This is a genomic window from Undibacterium sp. SXout7W (assembly GCF_049339385.1).
GTDB lineage: Bacteria > Pseudomonadota > Gammaproteobacteria > Burkholderiales > Burkholderiaceae_D > Undibacterium.
In genome coordinates this window covers 1-14,613 of sequence record NZ_JBMPPF010000021.1, presented here as the reverse complement: position 1 = coordinate 14,613, position 14,613 = coordinate 1, and the positions used below count along the sequence as shown (strand labels likewise).

Sequence of the window (14,613 nt, the reverse complement as noted above, 5' to 3'; positions counted from 1 at the left end):
TCAGAAGGCGATCGCAATAGAAAAATCAAGCCTTAATTTTTTAGACTGACGACCATAGGCAAGATCAAGCGCGATAGGGCCTGCCGGTGTGCGATAGCGTGCACCGATGCCGACTGCCTGCCGTATATTCAGATCGCGCCACGCATCTGCGGCATCCCCCGCGTCAACAAAACCGGCAGCACCCCAGTCAGCATTCAACCAATGCACATATTCTGCGCTGGCAACCGCCATCACACGTCCTCCGGTGACAGCATCAACATGTTGTATCCCCAGGCTCTGATAAGAATAGCCACGCACCGTCGTACTACCACCGGTACGGAATAAATAATCTTCTGGAATACCGGTACTCGATCTGGAAAAAACATCACCCAGTTCCGCTCTCAGGATGAAGCTGTCCGTATTTCCAAGCGGTATCCAGCGCTGATATTTTGCATAGGTGCGGATAAAACGCTGATCAGACAGTAACCGCTTTTCAGAGGCAGCAATATCCAATTGTAGGATCTGACCACGTCGGGGAGCAAAAGCATCGTCCACGTCACGCCACGTCCAGCCGATACTGGCGACCAGCGCTTTATTGATTTCTTCCGCTTCCCCTTGGACTGTTATTTTTTCGCGTGTGATATTCAGGCCAAGGCGCTGTTCCAGATGCCCTGATGTGCTGGTTCTTTTGACTCCAAGGGCATTCCGGTTAGAAATCACACCGGATACATTTTGTCTCTCAGAGAGCACGCCAAATGAATCCAGATAATGATTCTCGCGGGGAGGCAAATAAATATCGACATAACCCAACTGCCGCTTTTGCTCAATACGAATTGCACTACGTAAATCCCATGCCTGACTGGCGATATCTCTGTCACGGTAAGCCACTTCGCCACGAAATCCTGTATTACTACTGTAGCCGATACCAAAGCTCAAATCACGTGCTTTGCGCTCTACAACAGTAACATCAACGGGAACTGCAGCGGCATTCTCTGGATCAGGATCAATCCCAACGGCGACCGTCGCAAAATAAGGTGAATTCTGCAAAGCACGCTGAAAATCAAGCAATCGCTCACGGGAATACAACTCTCCTTTTGCGGGAGGTAGATAGCGCTGTAACAACCACGGTGAATAACGTTGCAGGCCAGTGATGTGCAGATCGCCAAGCCGGAATGGCGGCCCACTGTCAATATCAAGTTGAAGTATGCCGCGATAATGATCCGCATCGATGTTCGCTTCACTATTGTTCAGGTTTGCTGCCGCATAAGTATTGGAACGCAGCGCCTCCAGCAATTGCGCTTTTGCATCACTCCAGTCGGCCTCTCTAAATGCCTGTCCGACCGGCAGACCCCAATCCTGCTGCAAGGCATGCCTGAGCTGATTCGCATCAGCATCCCCTGCTGCTACCGCAATTCCCAATGGACCGCTGATATTGATCGATACGTTTTCGATCACGCTGCGCTGTCCCGGCTGAACGATGATACGGACCAACTTTACACTGTGAGTAATCAATGCTTCAGAAGCAGTATCCGGTATCTGAAATGTGATTTGCGGCGAGAAATATCCCTCCGTCGCCAGGATGCCGCTGATATCGGTGCGTAATTTACGGATCAGGCCGGGCGTAATATTTTGCGGATCGGCATTACTGGAAATCTCTGGAATATGTTCCAGCAATAACGCACTCCAGTGCGCTTTATCTGCCTGCAATTGAAAACGCCCGCTGATACTGCTGACTTGCACTTCGTTGTCATCAATGCTGGCTGGCACACTGGCTGGCAACTGCGACGGTGCTGGTGCTGGTGCTGGTGCTGGTGCGATTGGATGATTGTTGTCGCTTGCCGAGTTGCTCGTCTCTGCCAACGTATCACTCAAAGGCGTGAGCGGCGAATTGCCGCTGATGCTTGCGGGACGCGAACTACCGACCTCAGATGGGAAAAGTAAAACAGATGCGTCAGATGGTTTCAGAACCTGCTCCGCATGACTACCGCTGGCGATGCAGAGCAGGAATAGGCTCAACAGCACACTCGAAGGCAGATGAAACGGCAGATTGAATTCAAGGCGCATCAGAATAAAGATTAATCCCTGAAGTGAAGATTCGATGAAAGACGATATAAAGATGTTCTAAAGACGTCAGTAGCATGAGCACTTACGGCAATGGTTTGGCAGCGAGCTTATTTGGTCGCAAGTCCAACACGGTTAATTCCCAATTTTTTTGCCTCAGAAACCACTTGGATAACCTCGTCATAGATGATGCCTTTATCGGCTGAGACAAGGACAGACAAATCCGGCTTTTCATCATGGTATTCACGTAATTTTTGTATCAGTTGCTTACGGTCCCTGGCTTCTTCCTTCTCTTTCTGCGAGTTACTATTGCTATTACCATTGCCAGCTTTATTCTTAAACGCGATCGTCGCAGCCGCATCAGGCTTGAGAGTAATCTCGATATATTCTGACGGTGGTTGTGTGGACTGGCCTGCCGTCGGTAAATTGATCACGCTGGGATTCGTCATCGGCGCCGCCACCATAAAGATCACCAGCAACACCAGCATCACGTCGATATAAGGAACAACGTTGATTTCGGCTTTAAATTTGCGTTTACGTTCGCCACGCAGAGTACTCATATAAATTCAATGCTCTCAGCGTGACTGGCGTTGAAGAATATTCGAAAACTCTTCGATGAAAGTTTCAAAACGAATCGCCAGGCGATCAATGTCATGCGAATAACGATTGTATGCCAGTACCGCCGGTATCGCCGCAAACAAGCCAATCGCAGTCGCAATCAAGGCTTCTGCAATCCCGGGCGCCACCGCAGCCAGCGTTGCCTGCTGCACATTCGCAAGACCGCGGAAGGCATTCATAATTCCCCATACCGTCCCGAACAAACCAATGTAAGGCGACACAGAACCAACCGATGCTAAAAACGACAGGTGTGACTCCAGCATATCCATTTCACGCTGATACGAAGCACGCATCGCGCGGCGCGCACCATCCAGCATGGCACTCGCGTCCAGAGCTGCTTTACTGGCTGTTTTTACTTTGTGATACTCACTCATGCCTGCTTCAAAAATACGTTCCAGTGCACCAGTATTGTCCTTACCGTGGCGACGATTGCTGGTTGCTGCCGAATACAAATCGACCAGATTACCGCCAGACCAGAAACTACGTTCGAATTCTTCGGTCTGTGCCCGGGCTTTTTTAATGGCAAACATTTTGCTGAAAATATATGTCCAGCTTGTCAGCGACACACCAAGTAGCAATAACATCACTAGCTGTACCAATATAGAGGCATTGGTAATCAGGCTTAAAAACGAAAGATCTTGAGTAACAGTCATAATGAATCAGATGAAAAACAACGGGATGATATGTTGATATCAGGAAGAAATTTTGGCCATTACTTCAGCAGGAATCGCAGCAGGCCGGACTGAATGCGCATCGACACAACCTACCTTGATTTTTCCGGTGGCCAATAAGCGCTCGCCACACCAGGCTTCCTGAATAAAGTGAACCGAAGCGCGACCCAGCTTTTCGACCACGACAGTGAGCTTTAGTTCATCATCAAGGCGCGCAGGGGCATGATACTCGACCGCCGTCGCTTTGACGACAAACATGCGCTGGTGGTCTGCGCTCATCTGCTGCTGGTTTATTCCCGATGCCCTCAGCCACTCGGTACGTGCACGTTCAAAAAATTTTAAATAATTCGCGTAAAAAACGATTCCACCTGCATCAGTATCTTCGTAATACACGCGGATATTCCACTCAAATTGTTTCAGCATCATGTCAACTTTATGTATTGATGGGGAGTATATGCTTAATTTGCCGCTTTGCTGCCATAAAATAAAGCACCTTAAAATATACTCCCCCCAGTATTAATTCGGCATCAAACGGAGGTAAGCCGTATAGATGACCGGAATACGACCAAGGTTACTCGAAAATCACACCTGATTGCGCTTGATTGCCAAAGGACCAAACCCTTGGCAAGTTGGCATCATTTCTATGTAGTTGATGTTGACATGTGCTGGCAGTGTCGCAATCCAATAAGCAGTTTCTGCAATATCGTTCGCAGTCAGTGGTACGGTTCCCTCGTACACTTTAGCCGCTGCATCATCATTACCGCGCAAACGGACATTCGAAAATTCCGTTCCGCCACACAGTCCCGGTGCAATATTGGTCGTCCGCACACCGGTACCGACCATATCAGCGCGCAGATTTTTTGTGAACTGATCAACAAACGCCTTTGTCGCTCCGTACACGTTTCCACCAGGGTAAGGCGTGGAACCGGCGATAGACCCAATGTTAATAATCATGCCGCTATTACGTGCCACCATCTCCGGCAAAATCGCTCTTGTCACCGTCACCAGGCCTTTGGTATTGGTGTCGATCATAGTTTCCCATTCTTCCAACGAAGCCAGATGTGCCGGTTCAATACCTAATGCCAGTCCTGCGTTATTAATCAGCACATCAATCGTTTTCCAGTCGTCACTCAGACCCGCCAATGCTTGCGCAACCGAGGCCTTATCGGTGACGTCCATCGTCACTGGCAATAAAGCAGCGCCGAGTTCTTTTTGCAGTCCAGACAATCTATCTGCACGTCTGGCAGCGGCAATCACACGATGCCCTTCCTTAACAAACCTGCGAGCCATCTCCTCACCAAAACCCGAACTTGCACCTGTAATTAAAACGATCATATGTATTCCTTTTCGTGATTGAATGAAGACAAGGTTGAAATAGTGACGATTAATAGTCACTGCTGATAGACACTATTTTAAGTGCTTTTGCGAGTTGCCAGCAGATAACAGTATGATTGGCACGGAGTGACAGCCTATATACCCTCTTCCACTCAAGTGCAATCTACGCTGAAACAGGGCTTCATTAACACCGTCTCAACGGCGCTGTAGCTATTTTTACAAACCCACTACAAACGCTATGCAAGCCGACAACGTCCGCGTCCCCCACCTTGCAGGCATCATTTTGCGTAAGCCCTGCAAAAAACAAAAGATAGTTGCAATAGCAAACTTGCCCATTCAAACAGCATCACGTAAAATTCAACAACCATTTCGTCTCACGTGACTGGCGAAAATGCCGCGACAACACTACTTGCTAGTATCCGGCTAAAGATGGAGATCCATCGGGAAGCGTGAGATTTTGAGGTCAGACGACCTCAGCCGTGCGCCTGGGTAGCCTGATGGTATAAGCAATGAGGCTGCCTTTCTTCGTCCGCGTCAGACTGACACCTCAATTACACAACCACTAACACGTTTGTTTCTTCACAAATAGTCAGGAAAACCATGTTTGCTAAAAATCATACACTCGCCAATATCGATCCGGAAATTTTTGCCTCCGTGCAAAAAGAAAATCAGCGTCAACAAGACCATATAGAACTGATCGCATCTGAAAACTACACTTCCCCAGCTGTCATGGAAGCCCAAGGCTCACAACTGACAAACAAATATGCCGAAGGCTATCCTGGTAAGCGTTACTACGGTGGCTGTGAGTATGTTGATGAAGTAGAACAACTGGCGATTGACCGCCTGAAACAATTATTTGGCTGCAATTTTGCTAACGTACAACCAAACTCTGGCTCGCAAGCAAACCAAGGCGTCTTTTTTGCCCTGCTCAATCCAGGCGATACCATCATGGGCATGAGCCTGGCTGAAGGTGGTCACCTGACTCATGGCATGCCACTCAATATGTCCGGTAAATGGTTCAATGTTGTTTCTTACGGCCTGAATGCGCAAGAAGATATCGACTACGATGCCATGGAAAAGCTGGCACGTGAAACAAAACCAAAACTGATTATCGCCGGTGCATCCGCCTTCGCTTTGCGTATCGACTTTGAACGTTTTGGTAAAATTGCGAAAGAAGTTGGTGCCTATTTCATGGTTGATATGGCGCACTATGCAGGCCTGATCGCTGCAGGCGTCTATCCTAATCCAGTACCTTTCGCGGATGTCGTCACCTCAACTACCCACAAGAGCCTGCGCGGCCCACGCGGCGGCATCATTCTGAGCAATGATGAAGCAATTGCAAAGAAAATCAATTCCTCGATTTTCCCAGGTATCCAAGGCGGCCCGTTGATGCACGTGATTGCAGGTAAAGCCGTTGCCTTCAAAGAAGCCTTATCTCCAGAATTCAAGGCTTACCAGCAACAAGTTGTCAGCAACGCAGCTGCTTTGGCAAAAACATTGACTGAGCGTGGCTTACGTATTGTCTCTGGTCACACTGAATCGCATGTCATGCTGGTGGATTTGCGCCCTAAAGGCCTGACAGGTAAAGAAGCGGAAGCGATTCTGGGCTCTGCGCATATGACATGCAATAAAAATGGTATTCCAAACGACCCTCAAAAACCAATGATCACGTCGGGTATTCGCTTGGGTAGTCCAGCATTTACGACTCGTGGATTTAAAGAAGCCGAAGCAATCAAAGTTGGTCACCTGATTGCAGACGTTCTCGACAATCCAAATGATGCAGCAACCATCGAACGCGTCAAAGCAGAAGTCAAGCAATTGACAGATGCCTTCCCAGTCTATGCTGCCTGATTAAGAAATTTAAGAGTCTGACGAATCAAAACGCCACTCAGTGAGTGGCGTTTTATTATGTGCTTACGACAAAATATCAACTTATAACTTCTGTACTTTGTCTGTACTTTAACAACTCACATCACACTGCTATGAAATGTCCTTACTGTCACAACGACGAGACCCAGGTCATCGACACCAGAGTCTCAGAAGAAGGCAACGTTATGCGTCGCCGGCGTAAGTGTACGAGCTGTGACAAACGCTTTACTACCTATGAGCGAATAGAGTTGGCCATGCCTGTCATTGTCAAAAAGAACGGTAGTCGCTCAGAATACGAAACCAGAAAATTACGTGCAAGCCTGATGCTGGCACTGCGGAAACGGCCGGTATCCGCCGAAGCCGTTGATAACGCTGTGCAGACAATTGAAGAAAAACTACTCTCAAGCGGAGAGCGTGAAATTCAATCGGTACAACTGGGAGAACTGGTCATGCGTGAATTAAAACGTCTCGACAAAATAGCGTACATCCGCTTCGCTTCTGTTTACAAGAGTTTTGAAGATGTTTCTGAGTTTGCTGAGGCGATTCAGGAAGTTGGTCAAGAACGAGATAAAAAGTAATCAAGCATTAATCGCCGGTCTGGGTATCGCCACAGGTATTCAGGTCAACGCTAGGGTCGCAGATTCTGCTACGACCCAAAAAGTTGATTTTGACCCGCCGAACTGAAGTTCCCAATGTGAACGTCACTGTTCCCGCCTGTGGTTGTTGACTACTGGCATCTGTTCTACTACGCCCATTTCCAGTATAGGAAATATACGTACTTGCAGAATCTGTAAAATTATTGGTAATGCCGATGCTACTCGACGTAAGGTTAGTAGCATCATGCGAGAAAATAATAGTCTCGCCAGCATCCACTTTCAAATTACTGTTCGCATCGATAAATACTTTCCAGCCAGACGTCCAATTCGTGCCATCAGTCGCCACCATATTGACCCTGCTTCCCCGCTTTATTGCCTCTGCTCTGGTCATGTTCACTGCCGAATAAAACTCGCTGGCCGTCGTCAGCAATCGCTGTTTATCAATAAAAGTTTTAAAAGTTGGTACTGCCATCGACATGATGATGGCAGCAATACCGAGCGTGATCATCAACTCTACAAGCGAAAATCCTCTTAAGAACGACGTTTTCATAATTTACCAACAAGTACTTTTCGCGCCAGAAACCGATACATCTTTAATGCCTGTGCTGGTCAGCGTGAAGTTGCCGCAATCGGCATCACTGTAATTTGAATTCACATTGGATGTGCCTGGGGTAGCAGTCAACAAAACACAATTTTGTATTGTGTCACCTGCGCATGCAGTCGCTTTGATTTCATAAGAACTCGTTGCAGCTGCTTCTCCAGAGTACCATTTGAATCGTATTTCGTTAACATCCGTAGAGGCTTGGGAAAATACAATATAAGAATTATTTTGTGTATAAAACTGTTCCTCTTGCTGCATCAATTTAAGTAAGGCCGTCTTCCCCTCAGCACGTTTAGCTTTTGTCACGCTATTTTTGTAAGAGGAATAGGCAACAGACGACAAAACAGAAATGATCAAAATAACGATGATTAATTCTATTAATGTAAATCCATTATTTTTTTTAGTTGTCATTGCATTTCCAGTCACTATTTATTTGCATCGTTGCGAAGTTCTTGCCAATTTTGAAGTTCTCTCCAACTCAATCGACCCGTTTTTGAAGCTTGATCAGGAGTGGCAATACTCGTCGTTGTTTGACCATTCGTATTCCCTGTACCTGGGATAATCACGGTTCTCGTTGTCACAGTTCTTCTTGCACCAGTAGCATTCCTGTCACCTACCGTTGTGCTTGTATTGAAAATAATAGGTGAGCTCAGAATACCAATCGTTGACACTGTACCAGTGACGCCACTGCTTAATCCAGTCAATAAATCGATCTGATATATCCGTCCGCTACCACCGGAACACGGATCATTACTAAGCAGCAAGGAATTGAAAAATAAAGTCTGACCAGCGATTGCTCCATCGGTAACACTTCTTTCTCCTGATGTAGCTGAATTATAATAGTCGAAATACCAACCTTTTTTACTTCCTGGTAAAGTCCCGTAGTTAAAGGTATTCCCTGTTAATGTATAGCCGGCTCCCGAAGCTGTTGCCGTACGCTGCTCTAGCTGACTACGTCCCGTCACTGCATCAGCGTTATAAGTCGTATCCAAAACTGCATAGTAGGAACTGGTATCGTAATTGGCAGCAGACGTATCGTACGACTCAACATATTTCCCAGTGCCGAATGAAATAATGTAACCGCCCCCGGCAGCAAAGACAATTTGAGGCCTCACTGTAATTGGCTGAGCAACACCAGCGGGGGTTTTCGCTGTAAATACAGGTTTAGTAGAGGCAATTGCAGAAGATAAGCTGCCACCTGTGAATACAAATCGCCATAAATTTCCTTGTAAGTCACCAGCATAAGCATAATTCACCGCTCCATCACCACCATAGGCTACGTTCGGTGCAGCAAGCGCATTTCTGAGTGCCAGATTGAGGCTAGTGGATGCCGTCGTCAACTTGAAATAATTACTTCCAGATACCCAAGGAGCACTTGGGTCTTTATCCAAAGACAATAAAAATAAAGCACCTGGTTTATTAACAGCATTCACGTCAGCCGTATTAAAGTTATTGTATCCACTGGAAATTACAGCAAAGTTTCCATAAACAGGCTTACCTGAAACCGTGCCAGTTCTGAATTTAGCAATTAATGGTGGAGTAAGCACGTAGCCCATGTCGCTATCATTCTTGTCAGTGAACTCCCACAAGGCACCCAAACCACCTGTAAAATTAGCCGGATTAGTCACATCAAGAGCAAAAATACCTTTGCTACCTGAGCCCATACCTGAGAGCAACAAGGTTTTCCATGCACCGTTGACCTGAGCTTCTTTTACTGTCATTTTCCCATCAACAAACGACTGATGAGAATAGTAAGGATCCGTCAACTGATTTAGTTTAGAAATCACAGCGTTAGGAACATAAGAAAATAATTCAACGCCGGTATCAGCATTAAATGCATGCAGCATTCCATCGTTTGCACCAACATAGACTGCCTTTTGGCGCCCGATGTTTGCTGCATAAAAAGTGCTATACCCAGTACCTGAGATATTTTTTGCTGGTGGACCGTAATAAACGGGGGCACTATTGATAATGTCCCCCAGTACTCCGGAACGTACACGAAATCCTCCCGCATCAGTTTCAAAACTGCGATCACCACGTAGATAATTAATACGATCGCTACCTCTGTTATCGACTGTATTCGTATGTGGATCGGTATTCAGGGCTGTTTGATCTGAAGTACTAAAATTACCGCCACTATTCCACAAAAATTCAATGGTCGATAAAGAACCATTCGCAGCAACTTTAGCAGTGTAAATTTTACGCGCACTCGGCAATGGATTTGCAGCAACATTACTGGCAGGATCACCACTAAGAATCACGTTGGCATCCCAAAGCACAGGTGCATTCACTGTCAGTGCAGAAACCTTTTTTAAACTACCGGACCAACGTTCGCCATTAAAGCCAGGAATATAGATATAGGGATTTTCACTGGATTTTGTTGAACTTACGCCAACGCCTGAAAGAGTACCGCCACTAGTTGCAACTGTTTGGAAAATTTTTGAAATAGCTGAGATCATTTTGGCAGGGTTACTAGCCAAAAAGAAATTATCTGGGTCAGTATTATTACCGCTAGCCCATTCCTTGTTACTGTTGATAACGGTTTTACCATCGGCAGCAAATGTCTTAAAAGGACTTCCGTCTGAATTAATATCAGTGAAACCGCCATATTTTGCAGCTAAGTAAAGCTGAGAAAGTCTTGGTGCAGTATTGCTCCTTGTCGCATTGTCGATAGAACCATTACCATTTTCATCGACGTCGATAGTAAATGTTTTTACACGAACAGGCTTATCCAATCGGATGTCATTTGTGTTTGCCCAATATGCTGCTCCAACCATATAAAAGGTGCCACCGCTAGACCCCGTGTCAGCGGTTGACATATTTGCCAAACTAGCAACTGGAGCGGCATTACCATAAGTAGTAGTCGACTCCATAGAGGCTACTTTCGCTGTTTGCGCCATGACATCAAAAGCTGGCCATTGTGTGGAAGCAGTGTCCGCGGGTCTGGCTACATCACCAGTCCCTGTCCTTGTGTTACCTGGTATATATTTATCTTGATGTGTATTGGCATCACCAATTGTAATTGTATAATTTCTTTGACACGAGGCTTCAATTGGGTCAGTCCACGTTGTCAACACTTGGAAATTATCTTTCATCGCTGTTGTCATATTTGAGATTGCGTCAGGTGTCGGTTGTCTCCCTTGCAAGTAACGAATACTCTCGTAATATAATTCACTCAGCGGGTCGTACCCCTTATAAGTTCCAGTCCGGCCAAATTTATTCAGATAATTAATGACGCCACTATTTCCAGTGGCATCATTTTCAGGATTGGCAGTGAATACTCCTGTAGTCGCATCCCACTCTGGTCTGTCATTCACCTCTTCAATGAACGAATTTGTAGGTTTATATTGTTTACTGCCCACGTACTTTAATGGTGCCCGCAAAACGCCACCATAGCGAGTATTTGTCTGATCCATTAAATAACCAAAAGCACCGTAACGAACGTTATTCTGGTTACGCTGCATTTGACCGACGGGTTTGTAGTTTCCACTAGGATACTGCATACACAAATCGGTACGAGTGGTGTTTTCGTTAGCATCACAAACGTTAACACGTGCGTAAAATTCCCCCCAGAACTTATCTGTCTTTGCTAATTTCCCATTGGACAACCTTGATACTCCGCAACTTAATGCTGCGTTATTCGTTGAGTCAGCGAATTGGATTTTATTTTCGCAATTGACTATCTTTAGTGTAGTAACGTTAAACGGTGTTACTTTATTAGGCGCACTTACGTTTCCACCACCGGTAATAGATAATTGCGGAAAATAGCTGCTTCGATAAAAATTAGATGTACTGACAGATAAAAATGCACGTTGCAATACTGTTTGCGTTGAAGTGTCTAAACTTTCGATGCGATCACCGCCAGTTAAGGCAAGGCGTAACATATCTATTGCGGAAGATGACGCCCAATTCATAAAATTGCCACTAAACGCATTAGTGCATTCATGATTGGCATCTGCGTTGCCAGAAATAGAGAAATATTCTGTCCCAGCAGCGGCATTTTCAGGAGTCAAAACTGTTTGACTATTATTATTGTAATCTTTATAAGTAGCAGTTCCGCCAGGATATGTGTAACATTTTTTAGGGTTAAAGTAGCCTAAAAAGTCGACTGTTTTATCATAACTGATACCGCTATACGCATACTTAACGGTAGGGAACTCAACGGATAAGTCTAATAGTAGATTAGGATGCACGCCACCGCCACCAGAATACAAAGGTGTACTAGATAAAGCTACTACTGGAGGGGCTGCAGAAAATCCATCTGCATTCATTATCAGCAAGCATGAAGAAATCAATAATTTAATCATTTTTTTCATATAGTTCCCCATGGAAATAAGGCAAGATTTTCCATCTAAATTAAGACGATACTGCTTTTCTGTAGTAGGACTGGAGCACCACCTGAGTCTGCACATTCGCACCAAACCCAATTGCAGTTATCCGAAATAAGTATTTTGTTTGCTCTGTAGCTTCTTTTCCTGGTTCAATATCAGGTATTACTTCTATAATGTATCGGGGCAATTGCGCAGGAAATGAGCTTTTACCAGTAATCATGGTTTGACCTGTGAATCTGCCAAAAGCAACCGATTTTGAAGCAGAGCTGGTATCAGCCAAATCAACACTTTGCCAAACCGGTATTCCTACTACCGTAGGAAGACACATACCTTGGTATGGATTTCCCGTCCCTCCAGCACATCCTTCTTCAAAATAAATATTCGATGTCGGATCAAAATATGTGTTCCGGCTACCGGCCGGAACAATTTGAGGATCAATGTCTGTTTCTGCATCTTTAAGCGCAGCTTCGGCGGCACTTAGGGCAATTTGTCTATCTCTATCACTGCGAGATGCCTTTTCATTTTGTAATGACATCGTAGCCAGCGAGATACTTAAAATGAGCACGACGATCAGCATCAGCAATGAAACGACTAATGAGGCGCCAGACTCCTTGTTTACTTTAAAATCTAATTTGCTTCCCAAATAGATTTTCATTGATTTTTTTATATACATAATCATTTACTTAATTGGGAGGAAGGCAAAGTCCATGATCAGGATCAACCATACAAATATTACGCATTTGCACAGTTGCGGAATAAACCTTTCTCACTCTATTTTTTGACGCCAATGGCAGACTAACTTCTTTTATCGTTGTTCCAGGGTCATTACTGCCATTAGCAGTCGCATATGCATCACCAAACAAATTATATGTACTATTAGTGGCGTCATTTCGCGCATTTTCTTTCCCTCTCACCAACATGGCAAGCTTCACTACTAATATTTTTTTCCAATAAGTTTTTTTGTTTAAATCCTGAGCTTTTTCGGTTGCTGTAGCGCCAGTCAACACCAATGCTGCATCCAGAGCGTTAATGGCAGTTGCAGTAAGATATTTATTGGCAAGACCATCTGTCGGGCTACTGGTATCTAATCCATATAAAACCTGAAAGGATTCCACGCCTTTCACAATAGACTGTGCACTCCACTTTCCGCTCACAGAGTTAAAGTATTTGCATACCAATTCAGGCTCGTTATTATTGTCATTAGCAACATAATAAATACTCCATCCCCTATCCTGATCTGCTGTATTTGCTGATACTGGCGCAGGCACAGAAAAACCAGCGCAGTTAGACATCGTTCCGTCACCATTACCTGTATTGCCAGATCCATAAAAACGAACCGCGAGTAGATCACTGGAATTAACAGCACTATTTAGCGGGGTAGAAATGTCGCTGCTGGTTGCCGAAACGCTGTTAGCATCCATTCCGGCTAAATCGGCAGTTGCAATAGCAGGCGTAACGAGAGGAGAATTAGAGAAATCATAATTGACGAATCCCGCCTGCTTTAAAGAACGAGATATATTATCTAAAGCAAACCTAGCTGTATCCTGGGTATCATTTCCATCAGTTTGTACAATAAATAGCTGCTTTGTTGAGATCACCAGACCTGTAGCAGCTAATATCACCATCAAGCCTAATGTTAGTGAAATCATCAACTCAATAAGCGTTAAACCATTTTGCTTATTCCGGCGAAAGCGGGGATAAGTCTCATGAAAAGAAAATAGGCGCATGATTATTTAACGTAAGACTCAACAGTAATTGCAACGCCAGGAGGAATTACTCCAGATACAGTATTAAAACTACCATCAGGATTTTTACTTTTCCAGCCAATTTTAATCGTCAGTCCAGCATTTGCATCTGGCGTACAAGTCCAAGTAAGTGATTTTTGTACATTGTCGTAAGGAGCGGAATCACGACAAACTAACACACGACCGCCGGGAAGAGTATTTTTAACTCTCATTAACCATTCATAAATATCGGCATTTGCGATATCTGCGGCGGTACAGTTTGCAGCACTCGTGTAGCACAAGGTAGGAGCACTCGGTGTTGCGTCAACGGATGAATTGTAGTTAATCTTAAGAAAAAGATTCGATGAATCAGATAATTTCATTTGAGCATCGTTAGAACGCATCTTATCAGCCAACTCATTTGCAAGTTGTACCGCAACACTCTTAAAACTACTTTGTTGTGAAGTCCTGATAGAAGTTAATTGCAAACCAGCAGCGCCAATAACACCCAAAGCGACAACAAATATTGCAATCAGAACTTCAATTAATGAAAAACCTTGAGTTTGCGAGTTAGGCATAAAATCTCGTCAACATAAATTATTATTCCTAAATTTTATATAAGAGTAGAAATTACAGGAAACCGTTCATCAAGAGAATCTTACCGATAGTCAACAAAGTGAATAATGCCAATAAGCATGGATGAATTATTTTTCTGGCGCTGCATGGCCGTGAGGAGAGCGAAGAGGAGTCTGTAAAAGCAAAACCCCCCGTTACGCTGGTAACGGGGGGTTCGCAGAATACAAGCCTGACGATAACCTACTTTCACAC

Annotated in this window: 13 protein-coding genes and 1 riboswitch; of the genes, 2 read left to right on the top strand and 11 right to left on the bottom strand. The window is 44.9% G+C overall.

Annotation, left to right across the window (positions count from 1 at the left end; all coding sequences use genetic code 11):
* From ACO0LB_RS17340 to ACO0LB_RS17320, 5 genes are all read right to left on the bottom strand, one after another.
* Positions 1–2,043, bottom strand: coding sequence for an autotransporter assembly complex protein TamA (locus ACO0LB_RS17340; protein WP_423051355.1), 2,043 nt, complete (start codon positions 2,041–2,043; stop codon positions 1–3).
* A 107-nt stretch (positions 2,044–2,150) separates the two neighbouring features.
* A complete protein-coding gene (locus ACO0LB_RS17335; protein ID WP_423051353.1) occupies positions 2,151–2,600 on the bottom strand; it encodes an ExbD/TolR family protein in 450 nt (149 codons plus the stop codon).
* A gap of 15 nt (positions 2,601–2,615) precedes the next feature.
* Entirely contained in the window at positions 2,616–3,311 is a 696-nt protein-coding gene (gene tolQ / locus ACO0LB_RS17330) for a protein TolQ (RefSeq protein ID WP_423051351.1), read from the bottom strand.
* A 39-nt stretch (positions 3,312–3,350) separates the two neighbouring features.
* Positions 3,351–3,752 carry a tol-pal system-associated acyl-CoA thioesterase gene (gene ybgC, locus ACO0LB_RS17325; RefSeq protein WP_423051471.1) on the bottom strand — a complete coding sequence of 134 codons (402 nt, stop codon included), beginning with the start codon at positions 3,750–3,752 and terminating at the stop codon, positions 3,351–3,353.
* Positions 3,753–3,911: 159 nt separating this feature from the next.
* Positions 3,912–4,664 (bottom strand): SDR family oxidoreductase, encoded by a 753-nt coding sequence (locus tag ACO0LB_RS17320; RefSeq protein WP_423051349.1) that lies wholly within the window; start codon positions 4,662–4,664, stop codon positions 3,912–3,914.
* Between the two features lie 368 nt (positions 4,665–5,032).
* A riboswitch (ZMP/ZTP riboswitch) is annotated at positions 5,033–5,162 on the top strand.
* 102 nt (positions 5,163–5,264) lie between these two features.
* On the opposite strand from ACO0LB_RS17320, the gene glyA reads away from it, so the two are divergent.
* Positions 5,265–6,515 carry a serine hydroxymethyltransferase gene (gene glyA / locus ACO0LB_RS17315; protein WP_423051347.1) on the top strand — a complete coding sequence of 417 codons (1,251 nt, stop codon included), beginning with the start codon at positions 5,265–5,267 and terminating at the stop codon, positions 6,513–6,515.
* Between the two features lie 131 nt (positions 6,516–6,646).
* Positions 6,647–7,111 (top strand): transcriptional regulator NrdR, encoded by a 465-nt coding sequence (gene nrdR, locus ACO0LB_RS17310; RefSeq protein WP_423051345.1) that lies wholly within the window; start codon positions 6,647–6,649, stop codon positions 7,109–7,111.
* A gap of 7 nt (positions 7,112–7,118) precedes the next feature.
* Here the strand turns inward: nrdR and ACO0LB_RS17305 are convergent, their stop codons facing one another.
* Genes ACO0LB_RS17305 through pilV form a run of 6 tightly spaced genes read right to left on the bottom strand, consistent with a single transcriptional unit; the run spans position 7,119 to position 14,363 of the window.
* A complete protein-coding gene (locus tag ACO0LB_RS17305) occupies positions 7,119–7,679 on the bottom strand; it encodes a GspH/FimT family pseudopilin (protein WP_423051343.1) in 561 nt (186 codons plus the stop codon).
* 3 nt (positions 7,680–7,682) lie between these two features.
* The gene (locus tag ACO0LB_RS17300; RefSeq protein ID WP_423051341.1) at positions 7,683–8,141 is read right to left on the bottom strand and encodes a type IV pilin protein; all 459 of its coding nucleotides are present in this window, start codon (positions 8,139–8,141) and stop codon (positions 7,683–7,685) included.
* A gap of 14 nt (positions 8,142–8,155) precedes the next feature.
* Positions 8,156–12,046: a pilus assembly protein gene (locus ACO0LB_RS17295; protein WP_423051339.1), complete on the bottom strand. Its 3,891-nt coding sequence runs from the start codon at positions 12,044–12,046 to the stop codon at positions 8,156–8,158.
* 40 nt (positions 12,047–12,086) lie between these two features.
* Positions 12,087–12,734: a pilus assembly PilX family protein gene (locus ACO0LB_RS17290; RefSeq protein ID WP_423051337.1), complete on the bottom strand. Its 648-nt coding sequence runs from the start codon at positions 12,732–12,734 to the stop codon at positions 12,087–12,089.
* A 10-nt stretch (positions 12,735–12,744) separates the two neighbouring features.
* The gene (locus ACO0LB_RS17285; protein ID WP_423051335.1) at positions 12,745–13,788 is read right to left on the bottom strand and encodes a PilW family protein; all 1,044 of its coding nucleotides are present in this window, start codon (positions 13,786–13,788) and stop codon (positions 12,745–12,747) included.
* Between the two features lie 2 nt (positions 13,789–13,790).
* Complete coding sequence (gene pilV / locus ACO0LB_RS17280) at positions 13,791–14,363, bottom strand: type IV pilus modification protein PilV (protein ID WP_423051333.1); 573 nt, start codon at positions 14,361–14,363, stop codon at positions 13,791–13,793.
* Positions 14,364–14,613: the final 250 nt, after the last annotated feature.